Raw genomic sequence first — 15939 nt, forward strand, 5'->3', positions numbered from 1 at the left:
ATCCTCCAGTTAGATCTTGATGATCCCGACCAGCTCCACGCGGGTGTCGGAAATCTTGTTGAAGTCGGGAATGTTCTTCACCTCGTACAGGTAGCCCGGGTGCAGCACCTCGCCGGTCGGGTTGGTGTCCTGATGGAACACGCCGCCCATGGCGAGATCCCCGGTGACGCTTTCCACGTACTGCACGTCGCCGCCGAAGAATCCGTATTCGCGGATGGTGATGCCGTTGGCCTCGGCCTCGTCGAAGCGAAAGAAGATGCCGATGGTGTTGGTCTCCTCGCCGGTTTCGAGATAGCGCACGCCGTTGACCAGCAGCGCCCCTTCGGCGTCCTCCTTGAGGAAGGTCCGCTTGTAGTAGCGCTTGCGGGCGCGTTCGTTTTTGAGCCCGGTCTGGCCGATGTCCGGCGCGGGCGGATTCTGCGGGTCGGTGAAGCTGGCGTCCCCGTCGCCGATGGCGCAGTGGGTGATGCCGTCCACGGCCTGGCCGAGGAGGAGTTTGGCCGTCAGTATCCGGCCGGTTTTAACGATGAGTCCCAGTGCCATTGCTGTTCTCCTTTAGGTCTGAATTTCGTGGTCTTGATCGATGAGCACTGCGAACAGGATCTGGCACGTGTCGGCCAGCAGCCCGGCCGGGATCGCGATGCGCTGAACGGTGTCGGAGCGGCTGATGTGTGCGCCGGATGTCCGGACGCTGGTGTCGATGCTCCGCAGCCAGGGGCGCGTCACCCGCACCGCCGCGTCGGCATCGACGCCCAGACGGCCATGGATGACGAGCCACAGGTCGGCGCTCCGGTTCAGGCGGTTGTGGATGGCCTGTCCGGTGGCGAGCAGCTTGGTGATTTCGGAGAGGACGACAGCCTGCGTCCGCGCCAGCACTTCGATGGATTGATGGATTCGGCACGCCGCATCCACCTCAGCTTCGAAAGCGCGAACCACCCGGTTGGCGCTGTCCGTATCCACCAGGATCGAGCCCAGGAGCGCCTGACGGGTGTCCAGGTCTCTTGCCCAAGGCCGGGTCACCCTCGCGGAAATGTCGATATCAACCGTGATGCCAGCCATCTATGCACCTTTAGAGAATCGGGTTTTCCGTGCCGGTCAGGCGCAGCTTGATGTCGAGTTTGTTTTGCACCGGGGTGCCCGGGAGTACGGTGCAGCGTCGCCAGAAAGACAGAGTCTGCTGGAATGCCTTGTCGCCGAGATTGAGCGGTGCGCCCTGGGTGGCGGTGTCGAGTCCGGCCTGGGTCAGGGCCAGGCGGTACCAGACCGATTCGTCGGTGCCGGTTTCATCGATGGGATCGAGCACCAACCCGGTGTAGTCGTAGCCTGAATAGACGGTCGTCCCGGCGTCGTGCGCGGCCGGAACAGTGTTGGCCACGCCCCGCTGCACGGTGAGATTGGCGGTGCCGCCGCCGCTTTCGATGAGCATCTGCTCGCCGTCGATAATGATGAGTTCGCCGTCGGCAAAGCGCGGTTCGGCCAGGACGATGGAGGTCTGCGCCGCGTCGATGGCCGAGGGGAGGCTCGTCTGCTCGTTGGCGACGTAGAGTTGCCGATCCTTGATGTCGCCATCGGTGCCGTTGTAGCTCTCGGCCTCGGGGCGGCTGAAATCCCCCTCGGAAATCTGCTGGGTCAGCCCTTCGTCAAGATAGAGATGTATCGCCATGGGTTCTCCTTCAGGTGGGCCACTGGGTGGCGCGATAGTTGTTGGTGGCAGCCTCGAACCCGGCCTGCGTCGGCGCGTGCAGATCCTGCTGATGGAACAGCCAGCGGTAGGAAGGCCGTGACCAGCGGAATCCGGCCTGGTTGAGGCGCATGCGGCTGACGCGCATGGGGCGGGTCCGGTCCACGGAGAGACGCAGGCCGGTGGTGTTCAGCGGGCTCGCGCCCAGCTTCATGGTCTCGACCCGATGGCGGCGGAGAGAGCCCGTGTCCACGTAGACTTCAAGCGAAGCCCGTTCGCCGGTCAGATTCGCATTGCTCAGATACCGGGTGTTCAGGGTGTTCGCGTTGAGCCGGAACACAGGCCCTCTCCGCCGCCATCGGTCGATCCGGTCCACGGCCAGGGTGACGTCCGCGTCGCAGCCAGCGGTGGAGGCGAGCAGCAGATTGCTGATGCCGCCTTGGTTGACGGTGAGGTCGAGACCAGCGTTGAGCCTGGCGCGGCCAAGTTGGAAACAGAGGCGGTGCCGGGATTCCAGGGGCAGGCGCAGGTCGTACTTGGCCTCCGCCCGTTCGACCGGTTCCGCTTGCGTGTCGAAAAAGAAGTCCTTCTGCCGAAAGCAGTAGCGCAGCGCGGTCTCGCCATGGGTCAGCGGCTTGCGGTTGAGATGGTTCTCGCCCAGCCCGAAGCCACTTTCCAGCACATCCCCTTCGAAGTCGCGGCCGGTGTAGATGGGCGTGCAGAAGGAAACCCGATCCTCGCCGACACGGGTGTACGGCAGCCGCCAGTCGTTGAGGGCCTTGTGGTTCAGGCGCATCCGGTTCTGGCGGCCGTGAAAACGGGAGACCTTCACGGCGGCCCGGTCGATCTCCGGAATCATCTCCGTGGTGCTGGTGAGCTGCAGCAGCTCCCAGGCCCTCTGCTTGTTGGTCAGGTGACGGCAGGAACCGAGCGAGGAACGTCCGAGGACGAAGGTTTCGTCGAGAAACGCCAGCACGATCCGACGCACGGCGTTGGCGTGCCCGAAGTCGAGCATCGCGCCGCCTTCGATCCATTCGAGTAAAAATTGGAGCCAGAAACAGCGCGTACCCGCCGGGTGGTGAAACACCTGGGCGTCGCGCAGTCCATCGGTCTGGTTTAGACACAGCACGCGAAACACGCCGAGGCTGAACACCAGCCCTGGCAACTTGGCGTTGCTGAGTCGGGATCGGGCATTGAGACGCAGAGCCGAGCGGAAGGTCTCCTGCAGTTCCCCCTGCCAACCGAGCGAGTCGAAGTCGCGTTCGATGGCCGGGATGGTGCCCTTGCGGCGATAGATCTCGACCGCCTCCCGCACGCGGCGGCGCTGGCAGTCCGGCGAACAGGTGCCGTCCACTTCGAGGCCGACGAGTCTCGCCAGCAGAGGCAGAAAGCGTTCGTCGCAATGATCCACATCGAAGATGGTCGGGAAGTCGTCGATGGCCTGCTTGAGCTCGTCGAGCGTTCCGGCGGGAAGGCTCAGAAAGGTGCGCAGGTCACCGGCCTCGTCGTTGTGCTCGTAAAGCGGCGGCAGCAGGCCGAGCAGATTGTCCTTGAACCAATCCGACATCAACCGGCCCTCCGCAGATCGAGGTTGACGCTACCGAGAACCGGGATTTCACCGTGGCGCAGCTCGATGTCCTGCTGCGGCGCGTAGAGGTGCATGTGGCTGACCCCGCGCACGCCGTCGATCAGGGCCACCAGGTCGGAGAAGTGAATGGTCTGACCGAAGGAGACCTCGTCGAAGGAAAAGAAATCGGAGAGCGCTGCTTCGATGCGGCTGCGCACGTTTTCCAACGGTTCACCTGGCCAGATGTAGACCTCGGCGTCGATGGAAACGGGGCGGTAGATCGGATCGAACAGATTGATCTCGACCGTGATGACTTTGCGGCGTTCGAGAAACTCGGCGAGGTCCCGCTTGAGCAGCGCCGAGGGCATGCCGCCGCCGTTGGGGGCGATGGCCAGTTGGACGTTGTAATAGCGGATGTTCTGGCAGGCATTGGTGTCGAGCACCTTGGCCTTGGCGACGCCGGGGTAACCTTCGGCGAGCGCCTGGTAATCCTCCAGGGTGACGGCCTTCCAGAGACTGCGCAGCTCCGCCGGTGCCTGTCGGCGGGCGTGTTCGAGGGCTTCCCGCGAAGCGCCGCCGGTGGCGGGAACCGGGTTGGTGACGGTCAGGGAAACCTGGCCGCCGTCGAGGTAGACCGGGCTCAGCAGTTGGGTGATCCGGTTCGGGCCGAGATTGCCCTGGTCTCCGATGGTCTGCAGATAGCTGACGGTGATGGCGCTTCCCTGAGTGGGTACAGCGCCGCTTTGCCCGTCGCCGAAAATCAGGGTAGAGATGTCGAGGGCGTCCAGGTCGGCCATGAAATGACGGCTGTCGGCCAGGCTGTCCTGGAAATGATCGACCTCGCTCCAGGCGTCGTCCCCCACCGTAACGGTGATGGTGCCCTGGGCGATGACGTCGCCGGTCAGGCGGATGCGCTGGAATGGCAGCCCCGTGGAAGTGAAGGTCTCGGTGCGACGCACGCCTTGGCGGGCCGGGATGTCCACCGAGAGCACGCCTCGCGGGATCAGACCGTCCTCGACCGTCTCGAAATCCGCCTCGCCGTCATTCAGCAAGGCGCGGCAGGCCGTACCCGCCGGAATGGTCAAATCCTTGCCAAGCGGAGCGGAGAGCCGAAAACGCAGCGTGGTGGTGGAGGCCACCGGCGAATCCAGCCGGTAGCCGATGAGCTTGCAGAGGTTGATGACGTTCTGCCGCTGGCGGGCCGTGGGCAGGAAGGCCTCCGCCGCCTGGGCGTCCAGGTAGTAGGCCAGCATGTCGCCCACGCCGCAGAACAGATCGAGCAGGACGACGCCGAGATCGGAGTGGTTGAAATCGGTCCAGCGGTCGGTGAGCTGCGGGATCTTCGCCAACAGCTCCTGGCGGATCGATTCGTAATCCTTGTTGATATATCCGATGCTTGCGCGGCCCATGGTCTCTCCGGTTTTCGGCGGGTATGCGAGAGCGCCTGATGCTCTCGCCACGCCGGTTACTTACCGGAAGGGGCCTGGATGTGTCGGAGGCGGGATGCCTCAGAGCGGGCCGCGCAGTTGCCAGACGGGATTGGGCTGCCCGGAGGTGTTGTTGAGGTAGTGGGATTCCTTCTTGCCCTCGAAATAGAACAGGCCGATGCGACCAGACTCCGACGTGGTGATCCGGTGAACGGTGCCAGCGGCGTTGTCTTCCGCCTGGCTCTGGGTGTCGAAGCCCAGACCGCTCGCAGCCAGATAGAGGGAATGCTCGCTCTGGGGCGTTTCCGTTTCAGGTGCTCCCTTGAAGACCAGGTAATGGCCGTGATTGTCACCCGGATCGCTAACGATCCATTTGCCGTTGCGATCCTGATAGGCTCCCTCGATGTAGGCGACTTCGTATTCCCCGGCTGGCCAGATGAAGGAATCGTCCGGATCGGGGCTCATCTCGGCTGCGTCGAACCAGAGCAGATTGAACAGCGAGCGCACGTCCGGCGACAGGCGCACGCTGCGCACCGGCTGCGGTTCCGGCTCGGGCTCCGGCTGGGGATAGCTGGGCGCGGGATTGTTCGGGTCTTCTCTGTAGAAGGGATAGACCAGGTTGCCGTCCACCTGGCTCTGGATCACCCGGTAGGCGATATGCACCAGCAGCAGGTTGCAGTCGATGTTCAGCGGCCGGTCGTCGAAGCGCACCTCCGTGATGATCACCCGCTTTTCCCAGCGCTTGATGGCGTCGATCACGTAATGGCGCAGCAGACCCTTGAGCACCTCGTCGTTCTGTTCGAACACCAGATCCTTCAGCCTGGAGCCGAACTCCGGATTCATGAACCGTTCGCCGATCCGGGTGCCGAGGATCTGCAGGATGCTTTCGCGGATATGTTCGTGCTCCCGCGAGGTGGCGGCCGAGATCTGGGTGCCGCCGGATACCGACTGAAACCGGAACGGGTAGCGCAATCCCTTGCCGAGAAAGTCATAGCTCATCAGGTACGCTCCTCGCAGTCGATGCCGCACTGTCCCGAGCAGCCGCTTTCCGAAGTGTCGTCGTCGATAGCTTCTCCCTGGAAACGGATCACCAGATCCAGGCCGCTCTTGAGCCCCAGGTGAATGGTTCCGTCCGCCTCGATCAGCCCGCCGTGGCCGGACTTGCCGCACTGGAATCCCTTGGCTCCCCCGGAAAGCAGACGAACGGTGATGGTCTCGCCGATGCCCTCGATGCGGCCGATGCCGATGATGTCGATTGGTCCGGCCGGGTTGATCAGGGTGATGAACCGCTCCCGGTGATCGACGTCGAGACGGATGCCCTCGGGCAGATCCACCGCGAAGCGTTCCGCGCCCATGGCGGTCGGATCGATCCCGGCGGGCAGTCCGCTGATACCGGCTGCCTCCCGGGTCGCGCTCAGATAGGACTCGACCAGGGTGTAAAGGCGTCCCGGGGCGACCTCGACGGCCGTGCCGGGTCCGGGGGTGACGACCTGCTGCTCCCCGGCGTCGATGACGCAGATTCGCTGATCGTCAGTGGTCCGCAGGATCATGCCGTCGGGCAAGGTGAAGAGCCGGTTGCCGTCCGGCAGTTCCCGGGGTTCGGTGCCCGCAGGCAGTTCGACGAAGGGATAGAAATCGGGCTCCGGCTCGACCTGTACCTGATCCAGATACTCCTGCGTCCTGGCTTGCTGGGCTTCCAGATAGGCCTGGGCCTGGCCGCGCATCGCCTCCGAGGCGGCGTGACCGGCCTCCAGCAGCATGCGGATACCGGAAAGCTCCTCACGAATGCCAGACAGGTGATCGCAGAGCGCCCGCAGCACATACTGCTGCTCGCCGGAGTCGGTTTGTTCGATGGTGGCCTGCAAGTCGGAGGGTTCTTCGGAAATCATGGATAACCTCCATTACATGCCGACATTGGCGGGTTGGGATTGATAGCTCATGGCGCTGACCGGCGTCACCGTTCCGGTCGCGCCGTCGATTTCGAACACGGCCCAGACCGTGCCGGGGGCGTTGGGAACGGTGAAGGTCTGCTCACGGCCATCGCTCAAGAACACTTTCACCGATGCTCCGGACTGCGCCAGGCCGGAGCTCGGATTGGCGTTGCGGTTGGTGTAGTCGTGGACCGCGTAGCGGTAGACGCCGGGGATGAGCCGATGGATGGTGATGGTCTCCGGCCCGTAGGAACTGGTGTCGTCCACGTCCAATTCCGCCGCCTCGTTTTCGATGGTGTGGGAATAGAACACATGGAACCTGCCGCCGGATGGCGTCGGTCCGGTGAGATGGGAATCAAGGTCCCGGGGATTCAGGCCCCACTGCAACACGATGCGGGCGACCTGGCCGTCGAGCTCGGGCGAGAGAACGATCTGGATGTCGCCGGAGGTGTTGGGGTCGGCATTCACCCAGCCGTGCCAGGCGATGTATCCCGGCGCGGTGACCTCCACGTAATAGAACCCCTCGGGTACGGACAGCTCGAACCCGCCATAGGCGTTGGCGAAGGTCTGGTACGCCGCCGGGCCGGTTTCCGAGCGGCGGAATTCGATCAGCGCGTTTCCGACACCGCTGGTATTGAGGGCGTTGACTACCGTGCCGCTGAGGAAGACCGTGGCTCCGCTGGCAAAGTCCGGGTGGTCGGCGAACCAGGACGGATCGCGGACCTCCACCAGAACATGGCGGAGACTGTCCCGGGCCGAGGATCGCCAGACCATGAGCACGGCGTTGCCGATGGTCCAGCCGCAGCGAATGACACCGTCCGGCCCGATCTCCGCGACCTCCGGATTGCTGGTGGCAAAGACCGGAGCGTCCACGTCGCCGCGCAGGGAGAGCGGAATCCGTTGCTCGAACTCGTCAGCGGAGAGGCGGATGGAGCGAGGCTGTACCTCCCAGTGGCTGAAGGCTGCCGGGGCATCCGTCATGAAGGAACCTCCACCGGTGCGGAGACGCCGCCGCCATAGACCTCGACCTGAACGTGCCGCAGGCTGAGCCGCTCGGGCGAATCCCAGACCAGAATCATGGCCGCTCCGGGAACGAAGCCGCATTCGACATTGCCGTCCTCATCGACACTGGCCACGTTGGGATTGGACGATTCGAACACCGGCGCTTCGGGTAGGCCACGGATCGAGAGCGGAATGCGCTGGACGAATGGGGATCGCGAGACCCGGATCAGCTTCGGGAAGACATCCCAGTAGTGCGGTTCCTGCGGCTGTTCGAGATTGTTCATGGCGTCCCCCTCAGTTGTCGATGGTGTCGGGACTGCCGGTGACGATGATGGCTCCGCAGGCGGTGATGTCGCCGATGCGGGCGTTGGGCAATCCTTCGGTGATGGTGTCGAAGCTGCCGGTCACGATGGGCGTCACGCCATGCCCCGGGATGGGACAGACGTGCAGATCCCCCATGCGGGCCACCGGCATGCCGTTGTCCAGCGTCCGACTGGCCCCGGTGATGATGACGCCGCCGTGGCTGCTGATGTCGCCGAGTCGCGCCTGGGAGCTCATGGGTTCACCTTCAGCAGCAGATGGATCAGAAAGCCGACGAGTCCACCGATGGTGCTGCCGATGGTCAACACCAGGCCGACGATCTTCCACATGGTCTCGGTCCCCATCTTGGAGCCGACCCGGGCGTGCAGCCGGTCGATCTCCTCGGCGTGCCGGTGCAGATCGGAATAGATCGAGCGGACCAGTACCTCGACGTTTTCCTTGTCCGATTTCTTCTCGATTTCACGCTCTATCTTCTCGAGTCGGTCCTGGATTTCCCGGCGGTGGCTTTCGAGAATGCTGCGGAATTCCTCCCGCCAATGATCGAAAGTCCGGGCCAGCAATTCCTCGCTGGCCGAGAGTCCGGAGGGCGTTGTTGTTCTTTCTCCCATGCGATGCTTCCTTCAGGTGTTGATCAAGACAGTGTTCGTCGAGCGAATGATGATGTTTCCGGCCACCCCATCCATAAACACGAGGCTGCCGGACTTGTCGGTGGCGCTGATGCTCTCCTGGCCGGGCGCGGCGTTCATGCGCACCACCTGACCGGCCTTGTCGGTGAGCCGGATCTGTTCGGCGGCGGCGGTGGAATCGACGAGGATTTCCTGGGTGCCGTTGAGTCCCCAGATGTGAACCTTTTCCCGGCCCTTGGTGGTGTCGATGAGGATTTTCTGCCAGCGGGAGCGGCCCTTGTCGCACGAGAGGATGTGGACCTTCTCCTTGTCCTGCCAGGCTTCGAGGATCACCTGCTGGCGGCAGAGGTCGGTGAGCTGGATGCGGGCGCGGGAGCCGACGATCTGCGAGGCGATGTCGAGCTGGTCACCTTTCTCGGCGTCCTTCGTGTCGCGCCGCAGGGCGTTGCCGCTCTGCATCTCCGGCTTCACCTTCCCTTCCATGGTGAGGATCTGCCCGGCGCGGTCGATGATCCGCAGCAGCTCGTCGCCGTCGCGGTCATCGGCCAGGATGGTGTGGCCGGTTTCGGTCTTGAGCAGGACCTTCAGGCGCGGACAGTAATACGGCGGATGGCCGTGGAACTTCTTGTGTTCGAGATCGTCATGCCGGTTGGCCTGATGCTCGACCTTGTCCTCGCAGTCATGGCAGAAGGCATTCGCGCAGGTGCGCTTGGATTCCTCGGGCTGTTCGCCGGGGTTGCTCTTGGCCAGCCAGACCCCGGTCCAGATCGGATACTGGACAACGCCGCCCTCGAACTCGGCCCAGACCGAGGCCCCTTCTTCTGGGACCAGGAACATGCCGGTGTCGTCGTTGCCGCCGTAGGGGAAACAGGGCGCGGCCCATTCGGACCAGTTCTCCCGCCCGCTGCCGAGCACGGCGGGGATTTCCAGACGGACCCGGCCGAGGCGTTCGGGGTCGTTGTTGTCGCGCACGAAGGCCCGGTACTTGCCGTACCAGCGGTTGCGGTAGCGTTCCTCGGATTGACGGTCGCGGGTTTCAAGCATGCTCCGACTCCCGTTTTCGACTGGCGTCCCAGGCCAGCCAACCGCCCAGGCGAACCGCCCAATACATGACCTGCCTTTTCCACAGAGGCACGCCCAGGGCCGCCATCAGTTCGAGAAAGAGGCGGTCGGCAGCAATCCGCGAGACCTTGCCGGTGTGGTAGAGGTAGTCGTGAACGACGGCCGCCGGGGAATATCGCCCCCAGGGCGGCACCACGCGCCAGAACAGGCGCGGCACCGAGGCAAAGTCGGTCTCGAACCCGGCGGGCACTTCGATGATGCGGCCAGCGCCGGTGCGGACACGGAATGGCTGGGTCAGCCTCGCGGTCATTCCATTGGGCAGGATCTCCACCCGAAGAGGCCCTGACAGTCCCAGCGCGGTTCCCGAAAACAGGGGCTTGGTTCTGGCGCTCATGATCGCCACCTCGCCTTGCCCGACTGTCGCACGTCGAGATGGACCCAGGAGGCGTAGACGCCGATGCCGCCCTCGCGGAAGAGCGGAATCTCCTCGGCGATGACCGCCAGTTCCTCGGGCGAAACACCTGCGGGACAGCTCACGTCGGCTGCCATGCCCAGCGTGTGGAAACTCTGCTCCGCGCCGCCCACCGCCTTATTGTGCCGGTTACATCGGAAGCCGCTGGTGATGGACAGCGGTTTGCCGATGCGGTCGCGCAACTCCTGCAGGGCGTCGACCAGGTCGGGATGGACCGCAGCCGAATGGCCGCAGCAGTTCTTGCCCTTGCAGGCGAATTCCGAACGGTTGAAATTCTTACTGAGATCACCCATTGCCGCCTCCTTGTGTGACCGCGCCGGAATCCGCGTCGATGGTCACCATGGCTGGCGGCTCGTTTTGCGGCGTGGGCGGGGCCTCCTTATCGTTGGGTTTGCCCTGGGACTCGGCGGACTTGTCGCCCGCGCCTTTGCCGAGGGCGTTCTTCTTGAGTTTGAGTTCGCAGAGATAGCCAGCGCCGCTGATGCTGTGGCGCACCGAGTGGCAGTAGTAGATCCCGGAAAACTTCCGTCCCACGCCCTTGATCTCGACGTTCTTCTTGGCGCGTAGCTGGGGAATACCGATGGTGGCCGCGTCCGCCTCGACCTGGCGCAGCTCGGCCTCGCGGAATTTGCCTTCGGCGTTGTCCTGGGCGGGCTCCTGGCGCGGCTCTTCGTGAAAGCCTTCGGAACGGTCGAAGCTGGGCACGATCTGCCCCGTCTCCTGTTCCTTGAAGCTGCCTTCGCCGGTGTTGCCGTCGACCAAATAGGTCTGCTTGCCCAGGGCCGTCCGCTCGGGGGTGGTGGCGTTGTTGGCCTTGTGCTCGACCACGTCCTTCTTGCGCGGGTCGACGCCGACCGTCTTGGTCTCGACACCCGCGCCCTTGGCTCCCTGGGATTGGGTGCTGGGGCGGAACGAGCGCAGCAGGCCCTTGGTGTCGGTAAAATATTCGAGGGTCAGAAGCGGCGTCTGGTCGAGCTCGCGGGGATGGAAATGGAGTTCGTCGTCCTGGATGTAGAAGACATAGCCGCTCACGCCGTCGCCATCGCGGTCACGGGCCTTTTCCGCCAGCTCCTTGAGGAACTGGGCATCCGAGATGTTGCTCTGAGTGACGCGGAGATGGGTCCCCTTGGTGGCCGTGACCACCGGGGTGAGGCCGTTGGCGGCGGCGATCTGTTCGGCGATTTCCGAATAAAGGATGCCGGGAGCGGGTTTCTGCCAGACTTTTTGGTTCTCCTTGCCCGCGAGCTTGAAGCCCTTGTCGTAGGCCTTGATGCGGATGGTCGGATCGCCGTTTTCCGGGAAGTCGTAATCGATGTCCTTGATGACCGCCTTCTTGCGCGGAGAGAGGTTCCCCACGTAGCCGAAGCGGGCCACGATCTCGTTGCCTTCCTGGAACAGCGGATCGTCGACGAACTGCAGGTTGCGGTCGGTCACCGACAGTTCGAGGACATCCAGTTCCTCCTCGTTGTCGGTGAAGACGAACGAGGTGATCTCCTGGGTGATGTCCTTCGAGAGGTCTTGCCCCTCGATCTGAATCAGAAATGTCGGCTTGAAGGTATCCAGATCCATGCGTTTCTCCGGCGGTTCGCAGTTCCCTGCTTACTTACCGGAAGGCATGGCGAGGTGTCGGACGCTTCAGTCGAGCAGGCGCATTTGGACGTGTTCGCGAGAGGGAATGCGCAGGGCCAGGCCGGGCTCGAGCGCCAACGGGAAAAAGAGGTCGTTGTAATCACAGATGATCCACCAGAGCCTGGCGTCACCCAGGTAGCGGTGCGCGAGCAGATCCAGACGGTCGCCCTCGACTATGGTGTGCAGGCGGTCGTCATATCTCGGAGTAGTGTCGATGCGCTGGCGCATACCGAGGGAGGTACCGTCGCTGTCCCGGTAGAGAACACTGCGGGCGTATCGGGAATCACGGCCGATCATGAGCGCACCTCCGACCAGTTGATGGAACGGTCCACATATTCTTCGAGGACGATGTCCACCTCGGCCCGTTGCGGCAGCAGGTTGTCCCGGTCGAACAGGCCGAAGAAACGCGCCTTCACCTGCCGGACGATGCAGGTCACGCCCGGGTAGAGATCTCCGAAAATCAGCAGCACACGGTGCGGCGCGTTCTTGAGCATGGTTCCGGCGTGTTCCGGATATTGCAGCGAGCGAAGCCAGTCGACCTTCTGTTTAACCGGTCCCTTGAACAGCTCGACCTTGAAGGCGATCCGGCGCGGTTCCCCGGCGACATACTGGTAGCGCGGGTGGCTCATGCCGGGGATCTTGATCGTCGCGTAGTCGGTCGACTTCTCGTCGCTGATGGAGTTGGGGTTGTACTGGAATTCGAGCCGCTCCCCCGTGTCGGCGTCCACCAGATATCCCTTGATGGGCTGTTGATCCCAGGCCATTGCTTACACCTCGGCGATCTCGATGATCGGCTTGCCCAGTTGTCCGGCCCGGTCGAGTTCCCGCCGCATGCCGCTGGAAATGCCGTTGCCGGTGAACGCCCACACCTCGTCGCAACATTCCATGTAGGCCAGGCCGCAGGCGATGCCAGTCTCCCGCTGCTCGGGGACGCTGTCATCGGTAAAGGTTGGATACAACAGGTGCGGCGCGAACGGCGCGTGACCGTTTCTCATGACCCGTCGGCAAAGCGCCTCTGCGACCCTGACGTTTCGGGTTATGTCACCCGCGAACGGGCTGCAGACAAAGATGCGTTTCATCGGTCCTCTCAAAGTGTTTCGTAGTTTCTGATCTTCCGCTCCCGAAGATCCTTGTAGACGGCCTCGGCCACCTTCCGGCCATCGATGTTGGTGGTCACGCTCAGTTCCACCGGGCGGTCGGCCAGGCCATCGAGGCGCGAGAGCAGCGATTCCAGAAGCTCGCGCAGACCCGGACCGGCGTCCTCTCCCCGCATGGGTGTCGCGGGAGCGGTGCGGGCCGGAATAATCAACCGTTCGGAAGGCACCGTCTCGGCGAGTCCGGATTGCAGGGGCTTCGCAATCGGAGTCGGCGAGACCGTCTTGGGCCGCTCGATCCCGGCCGGAGCTGGCGAGGCATCTCCCTTTTCCGGTGCCGGTTCCACCGCGAACGGCTGGATATAGCTCTTACTTACCGGCTCGACGGCTGTCGCGACGGTCTGCACGGTGCCGTTCATCTGTTGCGGATGCGGCGCGGCCGTGGCCATGACCGGCTGGAGCATCAGCATGGCGCTCAGGGCCTTGGGCACCAAGCGCTCGTCCAGACGAGGCACGAGACTCAGCACGCTTTCGATGATGCGTTGCCCAATCGATTCAGCGGGCTGCGCAACTCCGAGCGGTTGCTTCTGCTCGGCCACCTGCGGAATCGGGGTCTGGACTCCCAGCATGGCGCGAGCGGAGGAGAGCAAACCGTTGGCGATCCCGGCACTGCGATCCTTGATCGCCTGAATGCCCGCGCTCGCGCCGCTGGAAAGCCTCTGCCAGAGGGTTTGCCCCTCGGCACCGGCGCTGGTAAAGATTCGACCGACAGTGCCGGGCACGGCCGACAGCGTGGCAACGATCCGGTCGCGGACAGTGACGGCTCCCGTGGCCAGCGCGTCCCAGGCATTGACCTTGGGCGGCGTGATTGCCAGCTCAGGCGTGTCGCCAAACAGGGATTGTTTGAGACCGCCGAAGATGGCACCGGCCTTGGCCGCGACGGTTTGAGCCCCGGTGGTCAGCCCATCCCAGAGTTTTCCGGCCATCCGGAAGGGAGCCGAGGCGGCGTCCATGAGGTTTCCGCCTGCCGTTTTGATCTGCTGCCAGGCTCCCGCAGCGGCCGAGAGAATCCCGCGAGCGGCGAAACCGAACACTTTCGCGGGCAGTGTCTGGGTAAGGCTCATGCCGTCGGCGAGGGTCTTGAGCAGCGCGGAGCCGGAGGCGGTCAGGCTGGCGAGCGGTCCCTCGCGGGCGTCGGAAAACGGCAGCAGATTGCGCAGCTTGCCCAAGGCGTTCTTGAGTATGGTGAAGGGATAGGTCACCGCCGACCAGATCCCTTCGCCCAGGGTGATCAGCAGCTTCTTGCCCGCCTCGAAGAAGGTGGTATCCCCGGCGAAGAAGGAGCGCACGGTGGCAAACAGATCTCGCAGGGTGCTGATGATCGGCAGATTCAGAATCGCCTGGCCGATCTGTCCGGCGGCGTCAGCCACCAGGCGGCCGATGGAGGTGAAGATCCCGGAAATGAAATTCCAGACACCGACCACCACATCCCGCGCCCAGCGGAACGGGGTGGCGAGAAAATCGTAGACCGCGCCGCCGATGGCCTTGAGACCGTCCAGCAGGGAAATGTCGCCGGTCAGCACCTGCCAGACCGCATAGATGATCTTTCCGGCGGCCACGAAGGCCTCGCCGATCATGCGCACGGGCAACAGGAACTTGTAGATAAACTTGGCCGCTCCGACCAGGGACCCGACGATGACCTTGCCGACCCAGACCACGCTGCGCACCACCACCGCCAGGGCTCGGACGATGAGCGACAGGTTCCAGGCCACGATCTTCAGCGCGAATGCCAACCCCTGAAGAAGCACACCGGCGACGGTGCCGATAACCGTGCCGAAGGTGCGCCAGGACGACCCGTCGGTTGCGCTGGCGGCCACGCCGAAGATCTCCACCACCGAAAAGACCGCGCTGGCCAGCGCCGCGTAGGCGCTCATCAGGGTGCGGACGGTCGGTTCGAGGATGGCGCGGATGCGGCCAAAGGCATGGGAGAACGCGCCCCACAATCCGGCCAGGGCCTCACGAACGCGATAATAGGCTTTGAAGACGGTGACCACGAAGCCCAGCAGTCCGGCGGATTCGAGCTTCTGGGCCAGTTCGGACGACATCTGCCCGACGCCGCCGCTGAGCGAGCCCACAAGCTCTCTGATCCCCTGGAAGACCAGCGAGACCTTGTTCCAGGCCCCGGTGATGATCTCCTGAATGCCGCCGAAGTTGGTTTCCCAGGCGCGTTTGAGCAGATACACCGAGAGGATCACGCCCGCGATGATCGCGGTGACGGGCAGAAAATAGGTCGCGACCGCCGAACCCACTCCGGCGAGCGCGGCGCTGATGGCCACGAACCCGGCCTTGATGGCGGGCAGCATGAGTCCCACCATGCCTACGGCGGCGGTGACGGCTCCGGCCACGACCAGAATGGTGCCGAGGGCCATGGACAGCCCCAGGACCACCCGGGTCACGCCCGGCATCGATTTAGCCATGCGTTGCAGGAACAGAATGAAGCGGGAGACGCCGTTGATCACCGGCGTGACCACCGGCAACAAGGTGCGACCCAGAATTTCGCTGAGGTTGGCCATCTGCTGGCGCAGAAGCAGGAACCGGGCTCCGATGTCCTGGTTCATGGCGTCGGCCATCTGTTCGGTGACCGCCGTGCCTGTCTTCATGGCCCGGCCTACCGACTGGATATTGCCTTCGAGGCTCTCCATGCCCGCCGACATCTGCAGCAGGAACTTGACCGCCTCGTCGGAGCCGAAGGCCTTCTTCAGCTTCACCTGGGCGGCGGCGTTGGAGAGGTCGGGAAACTGGCGCTTGATCTCCTGCAGGATGGGAACCACGCCCTTGAGGCGGCCGCTGGTGTCGGTGAAGGACAGCCCCAGCTCGTCCCCGGCCTCGGCCGCCTTCATGATGAACGCCTTGTACAGCGTGCCCGCCTCGGAGCCGGGCATGGTGGTCTGGAGCTGGCCGAGCACGGCGAGCTGTTCGTTCAGGGGAATGTTGCTCGCCGCCGCCACCGCGCCGATGTTCTTGATGGCGTCGGCCATCTGGGTGCCGTTGGTCTTGAACGAGGCCACGGTCTGCGCCATGGCTCCGGAAAAGGCGGTCGCCCATTCCATGTCGTTCATGTCGGCCA

The 15939-nt window shown here is 63.8% G+C and carries 18 protein-coding genes and 1 pseudogene; all 19 read right to left on the reverse strand.

Annotated features, from left to right (window positions below; genetic code table 11):
* Nucleotides 1-9: 9 nt before the first annotated feature.
* Nucleotides 10-543 carry a hypothetical protein gene (locus JWJ90_RS15940; RefSeq protein ID WP_205228208.1) on the reverse strand — a complete coding sequence of 178 codons (534 nt, stop codon included), beginning with the start codon at nt 541-543 and terminating at the stop codon, nt 10-12.
* A gap of 12 nt (nt 544-555) precedes the next feature.
* Nucleotides 556-1059: a hypothetical protein gene (locus JWJ90_RS23280; protein ID WP_240194987.1), complete on the reverse strand. Its 504-nt coding sequence runs from the start codon at nt 1057-1059 to the stop codon at nt 556-558.
* A 10-nt stretch (nt 1060-1069) separates the two neighbouring features.
* Nucleotides 1070-1663, reverse strand: a complete 594-nt coding sequence (locus JWJ90_RS15950; RefSeq protein WP_205228209.1) for a hypothetical protein — start codon at nt 1661-1663, stop codon at nt 1070-1072.
* 10 nt (nt 1664-1673) lie between these two features.
* The gene (locus JWJ90_RS15955) at nt 1674-3248 is read right to left on the reverse strand and encodes a phage tail protein (protein WP_205228210.1); all 1575 of its coding nucleotides are present in this window, start codon (nt 3246-3248) and stop codon (nt 1674-1676) included.
* The gene (locus JWJ90_RS15960) at nt 3248-4657 is read right to left on the reverse strand and encodes a baseplate J/gp47 family protein (RefSeq protein ID WP_205228211.1); all 1410 of its coding nucleotides are present in this window, start codon (nt 4655-4657) and stop codon (nt 3248-3250) included. Before JWJ90_RS15960 ends, JWJ90_RS15955 begins: the two co-directional genes overlap by 1 nt.
* A gap of 99 nt (nt 4658-4756) precedes the next feature.
* On the reverse strand, nt 4757-5674 hold the full coding sequence (locus JWJ90_RS15965; RefSeq protein ID WP_054033034.1) for a GPW/gp25 family protein: 918 nt from the start codon (nt 5672-5674) through the stop codon (nt 4757-4759).
* The gene (locus tag JWJ90_RS15970; protein ID WP_205228212.1) at nt 5674-6564 is read right to left on the reverse strand and encodes a hypothetical protein; all 891 of its coding nucleotides are present in this window, start codon (nt 6562-6564) and stop codon (nt 5674-5676) included. Before JWJ90_RS15970 ends, JWJ90_RS15965 begins: the two co-directional genes overlap by 1 nt.
* A gap of 12 nt (nt 6565-6576) precedes the next feature.
* Complete coding sequence (locus JWJ90_RS23285; protein ID WP_240194988.1) at nt 6577-7587, reverse strand: carboxypeptidase regulatory-like domain-containing protein; 1011 nt, start codon at nt 7585-7587, stop codon at nt 6577-6579.
* The gene (locus tag JWJ90_RS15980) at nt 7584-7892 is read right to left on the reverse strand and encodes a hypothetical protein (RefSeq protein ID WP_205228213.1); all 309 of its coding nucleotides are present in this window, start codon (nt 7890-7892) and stop codon (nt 7584-7586) included. Before JWJ90_RS15980 ends, JWJ90_RS23285 begins: the two co-directional genes overlap by 4 nt.
* Before the next feature lie 10 nt (nt 7893-7902).
* Nucleotides 7903-8166, reverse strand: a complete 264-nt coding sequence (locus JWJ90_RS15985) for a PAAR domain-containing protein (protein ID WP_011366988.1) — start codon at nt 8164-8166, stop codon at nt 7903-7905.
* A complete protein-coding gene (locus tag JWJ90_RS15990) occupies nt 8163-8537 on the reverse strand; it encodes a hypothetical protein (protein ID WP_015721232.1) in 375 nt (124 codons plus the stop codon). Before JWJ90_RS15990 ends, JWJ90_RS15985 begins: the two co-directional genes overlap by 4 nt.
* A gap of 12 nt (nt 8538-8549) precedes the next feature.
* Nucleotides 8550-9599 (reverse strand): phage baseplate assembly protein V, encoded by a 1050-nt coding sequence (locus JWJ90_RS15995; RefSeq protein ID WP_205228214.1) that lies wholly within the window; start codon nt 9597-9599, stop codon nt 8550-8552.
* The gene (locus tag JWJ90_RS16000) at nt 9592-10011 is read right to left on the reverse strand and encodes a DUF1353 domain-containing protein (protein WP_205228215.1); all 420 of its coding nucleotides are present in this window, start codon (nt 10009-10011) and stop codon (nt 9592-9594) included. The genes JWJ90_RS15995 and JWJ90_RS16000 overlap by 8 nt, the downstream gene beginning before the upstream one ends.
* Nucleotides 10008-10382 carry a YcbK family protein gene (locus tag JWJ90_RS16005; protein ID WP_205228216.1) on the reverse strand — a complete coding sequence of 125 codons (375 nt, stop codon included), beginning with the start codon at nt 10380-10382 and terminating at the stop codon, nt 10008-10010. Before JWJ90_RS16005 ends, JWJ90_RS16000 begins: the two co-directional genes overlap by 4 nt.
* A complete protein-coding gene (locus tag JWJ90_RS16010) occupies nt 10375-11658 on the reverse strand; it encodes a phage late control D family protein (protein WP_205228217.1) in 1284 nt (427 codons plus the stop codon). The genes JWJ90_RS16005 and JWJ90_RS16010 overlap by 8 nt, the downstream gene beginning before the upstream one ends.
* A gap of 66 nt (nt 11659-11724) precedes the next feature.
* Nucleotides 11725-12015 (reverse strand): LysM peptidoglycan-binding domain-containing protein, encoded by a 291-nt coding sequence (locus JWJ90_RS16015; RefSeq protein WP_022993005.1) that lies wholly within the window; start codon nt 12013-12015, stop codon nt 11725-11727.
* Nucleotides 12012-12482 (reverse strand): CIS tube protein, encoded by a 471-nt coding sequence (locus JWJ90_RS16020; protein WP_011366981.1) that lies wholly within the window; start codon nt 12480-12482, stop codon nt 12012-12014. The genes JWJ90_RS16015 and JWJ90_RS16020 overlap by 4 nt, the downstream gene beginning before the upstream one ends.
* 3 nt (nt 12483-12485) lie before the next feature.
* Nucleotides 12486-12797: a DUF7768 domain-containing protein gene (locus JWJ90_RS16025; RefSeq protein WP_205228218.1), complete on the reverse strand. Its 312-nt coding sequence runs from the start codon at nt 12795-12797 to the stop codon at nt 12486-12488.
* Between the two features lie 2444 nt (nt 12798-15241).
* A pseudogene (locus JWJ90_RS23970) lies at nt 15242-15931 on the reverse strand (phage tail tape measure protein); the annotation flags it as partial.
* Nucleotides 15932-15939 lie beyond the last annotated feature (8 nt).

The organism is Desulfobulbus rhabdoformis (assembly GCF_016919065.1).
GTDB lineage: Bacteria > Desulfobacterota > Desulfobulbia > Desulfobulbales > Desulfobulbaceae > Desulfobulbus > Desulfobulbus rhabdoformis.

Bases quoted from the DNA above. Each gene is read 5' to 3' on its own strand.
- JWJ90_RS15950 (WP_205228209.1), bottom strand. From the start codon at position 1,663: ATGGCGATACATCTCTATCTTGACGAAGGGCTGACCCAGCAGATTTCC.
- JWJ90_RS15995 (WP_205228214.1), bottom strand. From the start codon at position 9,599: ATGCTTGAAACCCGCGACCGTCAATCCGAGGAACGCTACCGCAACCGC.
- JWJ90_RS16005 (WP_205228216.1), bottom strand. From the start codon at position 10,382: ATGGGTGATCTCAGTAAGAATTTCAACCGTTCGGAATTCGCCTGCAAG.
- JWJ90_RS23285 (WP_240194988.1), bottom strand. From the start codon at position 7,587: ATGACGGATGCCCCGGCAGCCTTCAGCCACTGGGAGGTACAGCCTCGC.
- JWJ90_RS15955 (WP_205228210.1), bottom strand. From the start codon at position 3,248: ATGTCGGATTGGTTCAAGGACAATCTGCTCGGCCTGCTGCCGCCGCTT.
- JWJ90_RS16000 (WP_205228215.1), bottom strand. From the start codon at position 10,011: ATGAGCGCCAGAACCAAGCCCCTGTTTTCGGGAACCGCGCTGGGACTG.
- JWJ90_RS16025 (WP_205228218.1), bottom strand. From the start codon at position 12,797: ATGAAACGCATCTTTGTCTGCAGCCCGTTCGCGGGTGACATAACCCGA.
- JWJ90_RS15960 (WP_205228211.1), bottom strand. From the start codon at position 4,657: ATGGGCCGCGCAAGCATCGGATATATCAACAAGGATTACGAATCGATC.
- JWJ90_RS15970 (WP_205228212.1), bottom strand. From the start codon at position 6,564: ATGATTTCCGAAGAACCCTCCGACTTGCAGGCCACCATCGAACAAACC.
- JWJ90_RS15965 (WP_054033034.1), bottom strand. From the start codon at position 5,674: ATGAGCTATGACTTTCTCGGCAAGGGATTGCGCTACCCGTTCCGGTTT.
- JWJ90_RS15980 (WP_205228213.1), bottom strand. From the start codon at position 7,892: ATGAACAATCTCGAACAGCCGCAGGAACCGCACTACTGGGATGTCTTC.
- JWJ90_RS15990 (WP_015721232.1), bottom strand. From the start codon at position 8,537: ATGGGAGAAAGAACAACAACGCCCTCCGGACTCTCGGCCAGCGAGGAA.
- JWJ90_RS15985 (WP_011366988.1), bottom strand. From the start codon at position 8,166: ATGAGCTCCCAGGCGCGACTCGGCGACATCAGCAGCCACGGCGGCGTC.
- JWJ90_RS16020 (WP_011366981.1), bottom strand. From the start codon at position 12,482: ATGGCCTGGGATCAACAGCCCATCAAGGGATATCTGGTGGACGCCGAC.
- JWJ90_RS16010 (WP_205228217.1), bottom strand. From the start codon at position 11,658: ATGGATCTGGATACCTTCAAGCCGACATTTCTGATTCAGATCGAGGGG.
- JWJ90_RS23280 (WP_240194987.1), bottom strand. From the start codon at position 1,059: ATGGCTGGCATCACGGTTGATATCGACATTTCCGCGAGGGTGACCCGG.
- JWJ90_RS16015 (WP_022993005.1), bottom strand. From the start codon at position 12,015: ATGATCGGCCGTGATTCCCGATACGCCCGCAGTGTTCTCTACCGGGAC.
- JWJ90_RS15940 (WP_205228208.1), bottom strand. From the start codon at position 543: ATGGCACTGGGACTCATCGTTAAAACCGGCCGGATACTGACGGCCAAA.